This window comes from Streptomyces blattellae (genome assembly GCF_009709555.1).
Taxonomy (GTDB): Bacteria; Actinomycetota; Actinomycetes; order Streptomycetales; family Streptomycetaceae; genus Streptomyces; species Streptomyces blattellae.
In genome coordinates this window covers 159,566-172,819 of the sequence record NZ_WJBG01000167.1, presented here as the reverse complement: position 1 = coordinate 172,819, position 13,254 = coordinate 159,566, and the positions used below count along the sequence as shown (strand labels likewise).

The following is a 13,254-nucleotide window of genomic DNA, read 5'->3' as shown; positions in this document are numbered from 1 at the left end:
CCTTGGTGCGGGGGCTGTTGGGCGTAGGGGTTGGGGTGCTGTGGGGGCTGTCCGGGAGGCGTGGGGTAGCCCTGGTTGGGAGGAGCTGCGTTGGGGTACGGCTGGTAGCCCGTCGGGGACTGAGGCGGATAGCCCGTGCCCTGGGGAGGGAAGCCGCCGCCGGGGCCAGGGCCGTTGTTACCGCGGTTGCGGCGGCTCCGGATCACCGCGAAGAAGATGGCCATGACGACCACGACGGCTGCGATGCCACCGGCGATGACGAGGACGTTGCTGGAGGAGGACTCCTCCTCTTCGGCCTGGTTTGAGGTGTCCGTTTCCCCAGAAGACGAGTCGGACGACTGGAGCTGGCCTAGAGGGTTCTCCTTGGGGCCGGCGGGGATGTCCATCGTGAGCGCCGAGTACGGCCGAACGATCCCGTAGCCGTACTCCTCGTCGGGTGCCTTCAAACCCTCGTGGTGCGCAAAGGTGGCCGACTTGATCAGGCGATTGATTACTTGGCCTGCGGAGAGGTCGGGGTACTTAGAGCGAACCAGGGCCGCAGCGGCAGATACGTAGGCAGTAGCATCTGAGGTTCCGTCAGAAAGGCTGTATCCCTGCGATGACTCGGGGTCTGCGGAAAGAACTTGGACGCCGGGGGCCATGAGGGTGAGCCCTTTGCCGCTATTGGAGCCAATCCACCGGTTTGCGTTTTCATCGATAGCACCGACAGAAATAACGCCGGGCAGTGCTGCTGGCTCCTCAACAGCAACAGCTCCATTATTTCCTGCGGCTGCAACAACCACGACATCGCGGGCTTGTGCGTATGCAATCGCCTCGCGACCTTCACTTGAAGTCTTGCCGCCATCAGCACCAAAGGACAAATTGATGACCTTCGCGCCCTGGTCGACCGCGTACCGAACAGCAGTACTCCACACGGCATCTGGATTCTTGTCGTTTTCCTTTTGATACGTGCGAAGCGGCAAGATCTTGGCCTTGGGTGCCAGTCCGATCATACCGGAGTCGCGTCCCGCACCATGACCATGTGCAGCGATAACGCTTGCCATAGCAGTCCCATGCCCGAAGACGTCCTCTTTGGCGCTCCCACCGCCAGTAAAGTCTCTTCCTTCGAGGACCTGGCCGCTGAGATCAGGGTGATCGGAATCGACTCCAGAGTCGACGACAGCAACCGTAACGCCCTCTCCTTGGGACTCAGCCCAAACGTCTTCTGCTGCGAATGCGTTCAGGGCCCATTGTTGATCTCTGACGTAGTCCGCCGATGCAGTTGGGGCCGTAGTGAGGAGCAGAGCTCCTGTCAGTGTCACGACTCCCGCCGTAGGCCAGACTCGCTTGAAACTCACTTCTTTGCTCCTCACTCAACCACGACTGGTTCCGCCAGTCATCATGCGAGTGAGCCGCACATTCGCTCCGTGCGGCTCACTCGTGCGCCTACTCGATGGTCCGCGGTACGTTCCGGTTGCGGTCCTCTTCCGAGATCCAGGTCTCTTCGTCCTCGACCAGGTAGTCGGGACGCTCGCCTTGGCTATTCTCGTCGTTGGTCCGTCGACCGTTGCGACCGCCCATACCGCCAGCCATTGCACCAGCTCCGCGCTGGGTTCCGCCGCGGCTGCCATGCAGACCAGCACCGCCACCGGCACCCTTGCCCGTGATGCCCTTGGCCGCTCCGACCACACCACCACGGGACTTCGCTAGGGCTCCACGCCCGCCAGCGCCAGCACCGCCTCGGCCAGCTGCGCCAGCTCCCGCGCCGCCCATGCCGCCCATACCGGCTCGGCCTCCGCCACCGCGGCCTGCTGCGGCACCAGTACCCGCTGCGCGACCGCCGCCCGCGACGCCGCTACCGCCCCGTGCGGGTGTACCACGCCCGACGCCAGTCCCTCCGCCAGGAGCCACGATGCCAGGGCTTTGAGCACCGCCGGTCCCAACGCCGCCCCCACCGACGCTGGTGCCCCCGGTGCCAGAGCTAGGCCCGGTCCCCGTCAGGCCGGGAGAAATGCTGTCCACCTTTGTCTTGGCGGTCGGGAGTTGCGTACCTCCTGTAATGCCTTGATCACGTGGCACCGTTGGGGCCGGCTTGACGCTCGTAGTCGGACCTGCGCTCCACGGCTTACTACCTGAGCCCGCGATTCCCGGTCGGGACGCACCAACTCCACCAGGTGTGACAGGTGGTGAGTACTCCACATCACCATTGGGCTCCTTGATATGGCCCTTGTCGTCCTGGTACGCGCGGTTGTTCTCCAAGTTCCGAGTGACTCGCATGTAGTTGGCCCCGAGAGTCTCCATCGCCCCGACGGCCTTCAGTTGCACGAACCTGCTGGAACCGATATCGCTCTCATATTCGTGGGCAATTTGCGCGGCGCTCATGTCGCCTCTCGCAAGCGCCTTGTCGGCGTTGGCTCCGGTGGTCGTAATCTCGGTCAGGTTATCAAGACCCTTTTCGAAGGCGCCGGGTTCCTCAAGGCCATCCACTTCAGTCTTCGCGATCCGCAACTGCGCACCCGCGTCAGCCATCTGGGACCTGTTGAGGTCAGCATGCCATGCTGCGTTTCGTAGGCTCTGCGAGATTTTGCGAGCCTGCTTCTCGAAACTGCTGGCTGCTTCACCCTCCCAGTGCTCCAAGACGTTATCGACTGCCTTGTCGAGCAGGCCAGCGACCCCTCCTCCCTCGCCACCGGCGAGAATTTCGTTGACCTTTCCCCAGTGGCGGCCGACCTCTTCGATCGCCCCCGGGTTGGCACCCTCAAGCATCTGCTTGAGCTCTTTGAGTGAGTGGTCGATGAATTGAGTCTTGGTCTGAGGCCGCCCCGGGTCCACAGCGCAGGTGGCATACTCGATCTCGGGCGCAGGCAGTTCCTTGTCACCGGCCATTTTGAACGCTTCCCCTCTCTAGGCGATTCTCGATCGGTCTACTTGGCAAAGTCACCGTTAGATCCTCCGGAATTATCGCCCATTTGTCGCTTGGTCGCGTACTCCTGCTCGGTGTACTTGTCTTTCACCTTGGAGGTGCTCGTGCCGAATGTTTCGATCAGGCTGTGAAGTCCCCCGATCGCGCCCTCAAGCTGAGTCTTCGCGTCATGGTGCGCTGCGTGCAGGTCGCCCGCCTCTTTGAACATGGCCCCGAACGCGCTGGCGGGGATCTCCGTGTTGTACCGCGACGTCTGCCCCGCCTTATCCATATCGTCCAGCAACGTCCACAGCTTCCGGATGACCTCATCCAGAGCGCTCAGATCGACCCGCATCCCGTTGCTCATACCCCGTTGTCCTCTCCCCTGTTCCTCAAGTTGTCAGCGCGCCCACTCGGCGCCCAAGCCATCGCCCAAGCCACCGCCCAACCCGAACTGCTCCTACCCACCAGCCCGACCACCCCGCCGCGCCCGCCAGTCCCGCACAGCCACTCCACTCCCAGCAACCACCAGCGCCAGCGCCGCGCCAATGCCCAAGACATACATGGCGATTCGGCGCTCCCGCTCAGCCTCGGTCTCTCCCATGGTCACTGCCATCGGGACCACCCCATCCCCGCCCGGGGTCGTCACCGGATCCGGTGACGGTGAGGTTCCTGGCGTGGAGTCGTCCGACAACGCGGCGACCGGGTCCACGACTCCCCAGCCGATGAAGCGGTTGGGTTCCCGGCCCGGTCGCTGGGCTGTTTCCTCAAGGTGGGTGGCGATTTGGGCCGCTGTCCAGTCCGGGTGTTTCTGCTTCAGCAGGGCGGCGACGCCCGCGACGTACGGTGCGGCGAAGCTCGTGCCGTCGGCGGTGCACTGGCCGCTCTTGGGGACGGTGGAGACCATGCCGACGCCGGGTGCGGCGATGTCGACGAAGTCGCCGGACTGGGAGAAGAAGGCCCGTTCGTCGTTGCGGTCGGAGGCCGCTACCGCCAGGACGCCGTCGTACGAGGCGGGGTACGTGTTCGCCGACTTGCCGTCCGCTCCGTCATTGCCGGCGGCCGCCACGATCAACGCGCCCTTGCTCACCGCGTTCGCCACGGAGTTCGCCAGGGGCAGGTTGTCTGACTTGTCCGCGGTGTCCGAGGAAATGTTGATGATCTCGGCGCCCGCGGCCACCGCGGCGTCGATGGCGGCTGCCATGGTGGCCGAGTTGCCCTGCTTGTTCTCCCCGCCCGTGTAGCGGTAGGACAGGATCTCGGCCTCCGGTGCGATACCCACGAAGCCTGTGCCCTTCAGGGGGCGCGCTGCGATGATGCCCGCCACCCTTGTGCCGTGGCCTTCGAGGTCATCGGTGGCGGAGCCGCCGACGTAGGACTTGCTGCCGGCCGCCACGGCGCCGCGGAGCTGGGGGTTGGAGTCGTCGACGCCGGTGTCGATCACCGCGACGGTGACACCCTTGCCCGTCGCCTGTTCGCGCAGCTGGTCCAGGAGGACGCGTTGAAGTGACCACGGCGTGGACTTGATGACGTCGCCGCCGAAGACGCACTCCGAGCTGGCCGCCAGGCCGAAGTCGGGATTGTCGGCACCGGCGGAGTCCGCGAGTGCCGGTGGAGCGGATGCCAGGCAGATTCCCATCGCCGCGAGCACACCAAAGGCCCGCTGCAGTGCGCGGGTTCCACCGTTACCGCTGCGCGGACGGGCTGTCAGGCCCTCCACGTCCAGGCCCCTCATGTCCAGGCTCCCAGGGCTTCCTTGCTCACTTGTGTGTGCTTGCTTGACTGCTTGCGGCTTGCTTGGGCTACTACGTCTGCGCCTTGCCGCTTCGTCGACTTCGAACGTTTCGAACACGTCGAAACTGACACATGCGCGGTCGGCAGCCCGTCCACTGCCGTGAAGGTTCGCTGGAGGTGTTGTGTGCGACCCCGTAGAAAGGGGCGGCCCAGCCGACGCCATGGCGCCTGCTGGGCCGATCCTGCGCATGTCATGCCCCTCCGGGCTCACACCCCTCCGGGCTCCGCTCAGCTCCAGGTGCTGGCGTTGCTCTTCTCCGTGGCCTGGTAGTTCTCGGCCGCGCTCTGCAGGGCCGTGGAGATCTTCAGCAGGGTCGCGTGCAGGTCGGCGGCGGTGCGGTCCCACTCGCGCTGCTTGCGCTGGTAGCCCTCCTGCGCCTCGCCTTCCCAGGTGTTGGCGACACGCTTGACCGCGGCCTCAAGGTCGTCAAGCTGCTGCTTGATGCGACCGGCGGTGGTCTGCACGTCGGTGGACGCGTTGGTGATGGTTGCGTAATTGACGAGAATCGACATCGTCGTTCCCTTTCAGGAAGAGTCAGAGGAAATCGGTGGAAAGCTGTGGAGATTGGGCAGAGCCAGGTGGAACCGGTCGGCCGCCCGCACGGCTCGATCAGCCGAAGTCCGACATGATCTTGCTGATCTCGGAGTTCTGCTGCTCTTCCGACGCGGAGTAGTTGCTCCGCGTGGAGTCCACGGCTTCCTTGATGTCGTTGAGGATGTCGCTCATCCTCTTCGCGTCCGCGTTCCAGCGCTCCTGCAGCTGGCGGTACGACGAGGCCGCCGTACCCTGCCAGCCGCCCGCGATCTGGTCGATCACTCCGTTGAGGCGGCGGATCTCGCCCTGCAGCTGACCGTTCACCGTGGTGATGTCGCCGGAGAGCTTGGTCAGTTCGTCCTCTGTTACCCGGAACTGGCCGGCCATGATGAACCTTCCCCCATGTCGTCGTTGATCCGGGAAACCCTTGACGGCCCCGGAGAGGCGTTCCGTTCGTGAACGCCGGAAGCACTCTATCTTCCGCCTGCCCCTTACCCACAGGCAAGGTCTTTCAGTTACAGCATTCACACACCTGCGCGATGCTCAGGCGCACGGCCGCCGTCAAGTCCCGTCGGCCGCAACCTCGTTGGGAAGCCCGCACGCCCGCACCTCACTGGCTCTGCGGCTGTGCCGCGCTACCGGTGTCCAGGGTGGGGCCCTTCGGGATGAACGTCGCCCAAGTCTGCGGCACGAACACGGGGTTGGACAGATCCTCGTAGCCCAGCCGCGTCCGCGCCTTGGCCGTCTCGCTCGCGTCGCCCGACTCGCCCTCCGACGACGAGGACGAGGACGAGGACGAACCGCTGCCGCCGCTTTCCGCCTCGCTGTCGTTGTTCGTCGGCAGCGAGTACCGCAGGCCCGTGTCCGTCAGCAGGTACGTCGCACCGCCGCCGCCCGCCGCACCGGTGACCTCCTGGAAGAGGAGCCCCGAGCCGGAGGAGACATAGGCGCTCAGCGATTCGGCGACGACCCTCTTGGGGTAGGCGGTTCCGGCCCAGGCGGCGAGCTGCGGCTTGCTGTCCGCGCCGATGGTGCCGTCGTAGACGCTGCACGAGGTGGTACGGGCCTCACCGGTCGCGGTGGCCGCGGGATTGGCCTGCCGCGGAACCGTCTCGGGCCAGCCCTTGTCCGCGTAGAACCTGTTCGCCGGGCCGCCGTTGGCCTCGATGACGTCGCGGGTGTCGACCTCGATGGGGTCGACCCCGTCCTTCACCTGGAGCAGAGCGGCGACGAACGGCGTGATGCGGGCGACCTCGTTCGCCAGGACGACGTAGTACTGGGGGCCTTGCGCCTCTTGTGCCGTGAGTACCTGGCCCACGGTGCTCGCCGCGGCGGGGAGTCCCTGGACCGCGGTCGTCGCGCCGGCGGACGGAACGGTCGGGAAGGTGATGTCCTCGCCCTCGTTGAGGGTGCGCAGCCACTCCTCGCTCACCGGCTGCGCCTCGGCCGTGGTGCCGATGACGGCGGCGCGCAGCTGCTCCATGGTGGTGTCGTCGAGACCTGACGAACCGCCCAGCAGGAAGCGGTTGCCCCTGCCGTCGACCAGGTACTCCTGCCCGGTACCGGGGTCCCTGACGTACAGGGCCTCGCGGGGGTCGACCTTCCCCGCGTCGTTCAGCGACTTCGCGTCGTCGGTGTCGAGGACGAAGACGGCACGGTCGATGGCGTCGTCCGTGCCGGAGCCGGAGGCCGGGCGCTCGCACACCGCCCAGGTCTTCGCCTTCTCCGCGTCGTCCTTGGCGGGCAGCCGGTCGGGGGCGTACGGGATACCGAGGGTCGCGCCGTGCGGGATGCCGCTCTTGTCGATCTCCTTGCCGGGGACCTCGATGACGCTGCCCTTGCCCTTGTCGAGGAGGAGCTTGGCGGAGGCGTAGTTGAGGACGGGGTGCAGCGTCCTGGTCTTCTTGCCGTTCGACGTCTCGTCGTTGAGGACGACGTACCGCGTCGTGGAGTCGCTGTCGACGATGATGTACTCGCCGGGAGTGTCCCAGCCCTTGGGCGCCGTGGGCCTGATCACGCCCCAGGCGATGAAGCCGATCACCAGCACCACGCCCACCGCCAGGCTGGGCATCACCGTACGAACGGGACGCGGCGCACCCTCTTCGGAGCCTCCCGGGGACGGCGCCAGAAACGCCGCGACGGTGCGCTTGCGAGCGAACGCGTAGGCGGCGAGCTCATCCCGACGCTTTGCCATGGTCCCCGTGTCTCCCGAATCCTGGTCCCCGTTGGTCCCCGATGGTGCTCGACCGTGCCCGGTCACGCCTGACCGCGCGTCCTGAGGCCGACCGTGAGGCAAACCCCTGAGTCCGACCGTGAGTCGTGAGGCCGCCGCTCCGGCCAAGAAGGCACCCACCGAGCAGGCACCCACTATGCACTGCGCCACGGCGCAGCGATCCATCAGGGTACGGCCGTCCCCGCATCTTCACAGATCATCTTCACAGAGCTTCACGACAGCGCTCCACCATGCGCCACCATGCGGCGCCGGTCCGTGCGAGGCTGGCCAGCCGGGGTCGGTGTCCCCTGCTCCGCTGTGCCGCCTGTGCCCGGCAGCGGGTACCGTGAGCCACTCGTATGGACGATGTGGGCCAATGGACGCCCGACGAACGGCCACCACTTCGCGAAAGGGATGTCCCGGGGGATGACCAGCGCTACGAGCACTCGGCGCGAACGACGCGCACAGCAGCAACCGGACGGTCCCGACCGCGGACGCGCGTCGGCTCCGGCCCCCGCCGCCGCGTCGCTGCGCACCTTGCCCACCCCCGGGGGGATGGGCCCGGTACGGCTGCAGCAGCTGATCCTGGTGGAGTTCGCGGCGGCCGTCATGCTCGTCGCCTGGGTCACCGACGTGTCCTGGCTGCTGGCCCCGGCGGGTGCCGTGGCGGCGTTGCTGCTGCTTCTCGCGGTCCTGCGCCGGGGTCGTCGGCCGCTGGCCGAGTGGTACGACACGGCGCGCGCCCTGAGGCGCCGTCAGCGCGAGGCCAAGCTGCCCGTGCCACCGGGTACGGACGCGATGCTGGCTCCGGTGGTGGAGTGCGATCCGGCGCTGCGGACCTACGACTTCATGTCCCGCGACGACCGTTCGATCGGCCTGATCGGTGACGGGACCTTCCTGACGGCGGTGCTCTTCGTGCAGCCGGCGGACCAGCCGTTGCGCCCGGAGGCCGCCGGGCGGCAACTGCCGCTGAAGCTGATCCAGGAGGCGCTGGAGGTCGACGGGATCCGGCTCGCCTCCGCCCAGGTGGTCCAGCACACCCAGCCGGCGCCCGCCCCGCATCTGCCCCAGCAGTCGATCGCCGCGCGGTCGTACGGCCCACTGCAGGCGCAGGCCGGTTCGCCCGCGCTGCGACTCACCTGGGTCGCCCTGAAGTTGGACCCGGAGCTGTGCCCGGAGGCCGTTCAGGCGCGCGGCGACGGCGTTCCCGGGGCGCAGCGCGCTCTGCTGCGGGTGGCGGACCAACTGGCCAGCCGACTGGCCGGGGCCGGATTCAAGGCGACCATCCTGGACGAGACCGAGCTGGTGCAGGCGCTGGCGACGTCCAGCTGCCTGAACCCTCGCGCCAACGCGCAGCACGGCCAGGACGGGCGTACCCAGCGCCGTACGGTCGAATCGGTACGGACGTGGCGGGTCGACGACCGGTGGCACACGACGTACTGGGTGTCCCGCTGGCCGCAGTTGGGGAACGGCGGTGTGGCGCTGCCCCAGTTGGTGGCGCAGTTCACCTCTCTCCCGGTGCTCGCCACGACGTTCAGCGTGACCTTGAGCAAGGCCGGCAGCCGCGGTGTCTCTTTCGCGGGGCACATCCGTGTCACCGCCCGGGGTGACAGCGAACTCGGCCAGGTGGGACGTGAGTTGGAGCGGACCGCGAGTGCCGCGAAGGTCGGTCTGGTCCGCCTCGACCGGGAGCAGGTCCCCGGAGCCCTCGCCACTCTGCCGCTCGGAGGTACGTACTGATGTCCCACCCCTCCCCGACCATGCCCCCGGGCCAGCCGGGCCGGTCCACCCCCGCGCACGTGGCCTCGCCCTCCGACACCGGCATGATCCCGATCATCCGGACGCAGGAGCCGCGGCAGCAACGGCGCGTCTTCAGCCCGGGGTTCGGACTGCGCGGGCCGCGCCGGAACCGCCATGTCGTCACCGTCGACGAGCTTCCGGCCATCAGCATGCCGATCGGCGACGACGGCGTGATCATCGGAACCGACCGGGCGTCGCAGCCCGCCGTGCTGGGCCTGTCCCGCCCCACCCCTTTCGACGTCGTGCTCGTGGGCGGTCTCTGGCTCGCCCAGGTACTGGCGTTGCGGGTCGCCGCGACGGGGGCGCGCGTGGGCGTGGAGACCGGTCGGCCGCAGGCGTGGCAGCAGTTGGCCCAGTCGGCGGGTGGCGGCCAGCAGTGCGTGACGGTCTACCCGGTGGGACGGGTGCCCGCTCAGGGTCCCTCCGTTTCCAGCCCGGTCGTCCTGTTCCGGGACTGCGGCATCCGCCCGCCGCGCGGCCGGGTGACCTCCCTGCCGTGGCAGGCCGTGGTGACGGTGCTGCCGTTCGTCAGCGAGCACGCGCCGCGCTGGCTGGCTCAGGCCCAACTGGTCGGCATTCAGCGCATTTCTCCCCAAGAGACCGAGATCGTACGGGACACTCTGGGCATTCCGGACGAGCCATTGCAGTACCTTTCGAACCTTCATGACAGCGTCGCCCTGTGGTGCACCCGCAAGCACCGCACCTTCGTGATGACCGAACCCACCGACGCGGAGACGGGCCTGCTCGGCGTCGCCCGCCGGATGGACTGAACGTCTCCGTTTCCGGGCATGGGGTGCGAACCGGCCGTGCCTGCGGGCGCTTTTCCCTAGCGCGACACGAATGATTAGGCTTCTGGTGATGCGGTGACGATCGCAGCCGCGTGGGGTTCGCCACTCGGTCCGCCCGGCCGCGACGACCAATTCAGCAGCAGTGGCTGACCAGGAGGCAAGCAGTGAACAGGGATCGGTCCGACTACAACGGCGGCGGCCCGTCCTCTGACGGGGACGAGAACGAGACCGAACTCACCGGTGAGTTCGAAATCGTCTACACGCCTCCCGCCTGGTACGCCCCGAAGCCGCAGGGCGGCTCCGCAGCCGACGAACCGGGCAAACCCGCGCAGACCTCACCGCCCCCTCCGCCGTCGACCGGATCACCCGCCGTGCCGTCCGCCGGACCACCCGGCGGTCCCGCGCCGCAGGCTCCCCCTCCGAACGCCCCCGCGCCGGCCCAGCCGTACACCTATCGCGCACCCGCACCGCAGCAGCCCGCGCCCCAGCAGCCCGCGCCGGACGCGCCCGGCGCGAGCCAGACCAACCCGGGCGGAACCGACGGCTACGGATACCCGCAGCAGCCCCAGCCGCAACCGCCGCAGCCCGCCCAGCCCCCGTCCTCCCAACCGCAGCAGCCGCAGCAGCCGCAGCCACCCCAGCAGCAGCCGGGCACCGCCGCGCCCGGTGCGTACGGCTACCCCCAGCAGGCGGCAGCGAGCGTGCCCCAGCAGCGCCAGGACACCTCGGGCGGTCACGTACCGGCTCAGCAGCCGTCGACGCCGCCTCCCGCCGCCCCCGGCTTCCCCGTGCTGCGGCCGGTCGACCAGGACTCCCAGGGCGGCGCCTCCCAGGCCGCCGCCCCCGCGCCGGGCACCCCTGACGAACCCGCCCCCGGTGAGCCACTCCCCAACCTCAACCACACCGCCGCCGATGCCGAGGCCGCGCGGCTGTTCGGCGGTGCCGACGATGAGGAGCCGGACGCGGAGCGGAGCGCCGAGGCCGAGCCGGGCGGCGGCTCCGCCGGTCCGGCGCCCGAGGCTGCCGGTACGGTCGAGACGGACGGTAGGGACGGTACGGACGGCCAGGGGACCGCGGGCGCCCCGTCCGATACGGCCCCCTCCTCTACGGCCCCCTCCTCGCCGACGGACGCCGACGCAGCCTCAGCCACAGCCGAAGCAGGGCCGGAAGGCGACCCGCAGCCCCCCGCTCCCGAGGCACCGCCTGCCGCTCAGGGGCAGCAGCCGCAGCAGGAGCCCGCCATGCCGGCGCCCCTGCCCCAGGCCGGTCAGGCCATTCCCCCGCTGCCGCCGGGCTACCTGCCCGCGCAGCCTGCCCAGGGAGCGCCGCAGCAGGCACCCCAGCCCGCCGGTTACGGCTACCCCCAGAACCCCGCCCAGCCCCCGCACCAGGCCCCGCCGCAGGGCGCATTCGGCCCGGCCCAGCCGCCGGCCCCGGCCCCGCAGCCCGGATACCCGGAACAGGGCGGACACCCGGCACCGGCCGACCCGCGACAGGCGCCCCAGCCGCCGCAGCAGCAGCCCGGCCACCCGCAGCCCGCCGGATACGGCTACCCCCAGCAGGCACCCCAGCCCGGACAGCCCCAGCCCGACGGGTACGGCTACCCCCAGAACCCGGCCCAGCCTCCCCAGCCCCCATCCCAACCCCAGCCGCAGCCCGGCTACGGCTACCCGCAGGCACCGCAGCCGCCCCAGCAACCCTCGCCCTACCAGCAACAGCCCGCCCCGCAGCCCCCGGCCCCGCCCCAGCAGCAGGCGCCCCCACAGGCGCCGCCGCAGGCACCTCCACAGCACCCCGCCACCCCACCCGCCGGATACGGCCCCCCGGCCAATCAGCCCCACCAGCCCCACCAGGCCAACCAGGCCAACCAGGCCAACCAGGCCAACCAGGGCTGGACCGCCCCGCCCGGCCCCCAGTCCGGCCCCGGCGCCCCCCAGCAGCAGCAAGCCGCCCCCGGCACCCCCCTCGGCTACAACGCCGCCGTCGAACTGTCCTCCGACCGCCTGCTGCGCAACCAGCCCAAGGCCCGTAAGAACAACCAAAGCCCCTCCCGCTTCAAGTTCGGCGCCAAGAAGGAGGAGGCCGAGCGGCAGCGGAAGCTGGGGCTGATCCGTACGCCGGTGATGTCCTGCTACCGGATCGCGGTGATCAGCCTCAAGGGCGGCGTCGGCAAGACCACGACGACCATGTCGCTGGGCGCCACGCTCGCCACCGAGCGGCAGGACAAGATCCTGGCGATCGACGCCAACCCGGACGCCGGCACCCTCGGCCGACGGGTCCGGCGCGAGACCGGCGCGACCATCCGCGACCTGGTGCAGGCGATCCCGCAGCTCAACAGCTACATGGACATCCGCCGCTTCACCTCGCAGGCGCCCTCGGGCCTGGAGATCATCGCCAACGACGTGGACCCGGCGGTCTCCACCACCTTCAACGACCAGGACTACCGCAGCGCGCTGGACGTGCTGGGCCGTCAGTACCCGATCATCCTCACCGACTCCGGTACCGGTCTGCTCTACAGCGCCATGCGCGGAGTGCTGGACCTCGCCGACCAGTTGATCATCATCTCCACCCCCTCGGTGGACGGTGCGAGCAGCGCCTCGACGACGCTCGACTGGCTGTCGGCGAACGGCTTCGCCGACCTCGTCCAGCGGTCGGTCACCGTGATCTCCGGTGTCCGTGAGACCGGCAAGATGATCAAGGTCGAGGACATCGTCGCGCACTTCGAGACCCGTTGCCGCGGTGTCGTGGTGATCCCCTTCGACGAGCATCTCGCGGCGGGCGCCGAGGTGGACCTGGACATGATGCGGCCGAAGACCCGCGAGGCCTACTTCGACCTCGCCGCCCTCATCGCCGAGGACATCACCCGCACGCAGCAGGGCTTCGGCAACCCGAACGCGCAGTACCAGCAGCCCCAGCAGGGCTACCCGGCCCCCCAGCAGCCCCAGCAGCACTACGCCCCGCCCGGCGGCGCCCCCCAGCCGGGGCAGGAGTGGCAGCAGCCTCCGCAGCAGCAGCCCGGACCGGACCAGGGCTGGCAGCAGCAACAGCAGCCGGCGCCGCCGCCCCAGGCTCCGCAGCAGGGCGTCGTACCGCCGGGCTGGACCCAGGAATAGCGGGAGTAGCAGGAGTAGCGGGAGTAGCGGGAGTGGGCGGCAGCGCCCGACAACGGCGGAGGGCCGGCACCAAGCAAAGTGCCGGCCCTCCGCCGTCCGCGCGAGTCCACCGGGATCAGACGCCGGAATCA

General features: G+C 69.0%; 10 protein-coding genes. 3 read left to right on the top strand and 7 right to left on the bottom strand.

The genetic code is table 11. The annotated features are described in order from the left end of the window. From mycP (GFH49_RS21855) to eccB, 7 genes are all read right to left on the bottom strand, one after another. The coding region (mycP, locus tag GFH49_RS21855) for a type VII secretion-associated serine protease mycosin (protein WP_268867517.1) at positions 1-1,301 on the bottom strand (1,301 nt) is incomplete at its 3' end. Positions 1,302-1,425: 124 nt separating this feature from the next. Further along, entirely contained in the window at positions 1,426-2,865 is a 1,440-nt protein-coding gene (locus tag GFH49_RS21850) for a hypothetical protein (protein ID WP_155057788.1), read from the bottom strand. A gap of 38 nt (positions 2,866-2,903) precedes the next feature. Continuing rightward, positions 2,904-3,248 carry a DUF2563 family protein gene (locus GFH49_RS21845; RefSeq protein WP_155057787.1) on the bottom strand — a complete coding sequence of 115 codons (345 nt, stop codon included), beginning with the start codon at positions 3,246-3,248 and terminating at the stop codon, positions 2,904-2,906. A 93-nt stretch (positions 3,249-3,341) separates the two neighbouring features. Continuing rightward, on the bottom strand, positions 3,342-4,616 hold the full coding sequence (mycP, locus tag GFH49_RS21840; protein ID WP_155057786.1) for a type VII secretion-associated serine protease mycosin: 1,275 nt from the start codon (positions 4,614-4,616) through the stop codon (positions 3,342-3,344). A gap of 287 nt (positions 4,617-4,903) precedes the next feature. Then, positions 4,904-5,188: a WXG100 family type VII secretion target gene (locus tag GFH49_RS21835; RefSeq protein ID WP_155057785.1), complete on the bottom strand. Its 285-nt coding sequence runs from the start codon at positions 5,186-5,188 to the stop codon at positions 4,904-4,906. A 97-nt stretch (positions 5,189-5,285) separates the two neighbouring features. Then, entirely contained in the window at positions 5,286-5,597 is a 312-nt protein-coding gene (locus GFH49_RS21830; RefSeq protein WP_155057784.1) for a WXG100 family type VII secretion target, read from the bottom strand. A 223-nt stretch (positions 5,598-5,820) separates the two neighbouring features. Then, a complete protein-coding gene (gene eccB / locus GFH49_RS21825) occupies positions 5,821-7,404 on the bottom strand; it encodes a type VII secretion protein EccB (RefSeq protein WP_155057783.1) in 1,584 nt (527 codons plus the stop codon). 444 nt (positions 7,405-7,848) lie between these two features. Between eccB and eccE the strand changes: the two genes are divergently transcribed. The 3 genes from eccE (at position 7,849) to GFH49_RS39450 (ending at position 13,123) form a co-directional block, all read left to right on the top strand. Then, on the top strand, positions 7,849-9,162 hold the full coding sequence (gene eccE, locus GFH49_RS21820; RefSeq protein ID WP_155057782.1) for a type VII secretion protein EccE: 1,314 nt from the start codon (positions 7,849-7,851) through the stop codon (positions 9,160-9,162). Further along, positions 9,162-9,992 carry a hypothetical protein gene (locus GFH49_RS21815; protein ID WP_155057781.1) on the top strand — a complete coding sequence of 277 codons (831 nt, stop codon included), beginning with the start codon at positions 9,162-9,164 and terminating at the stop codon, positions 9,990-9,992. Before eccE ends, GFH49_RS21815 begins: the two co-directional genes overlap by 1 nt. 182 nt (positions 9,993-10,174) lie before the next feature. After that, the gene (locus GFH49_RS39450; RefSeq protein WP_196218076.1) at positions 10,175-13,123 is read left to right on the top strand and encodes an SCO5717 family growth-regulating ATPase; all 2,949 of its coding nucleotides are present in this window, start codon (positions 10,175-10,177) and stop codon (positions 13,121-13,123) included. Positions 13,124-13,254: the final 131 nt, after the last annotated feature.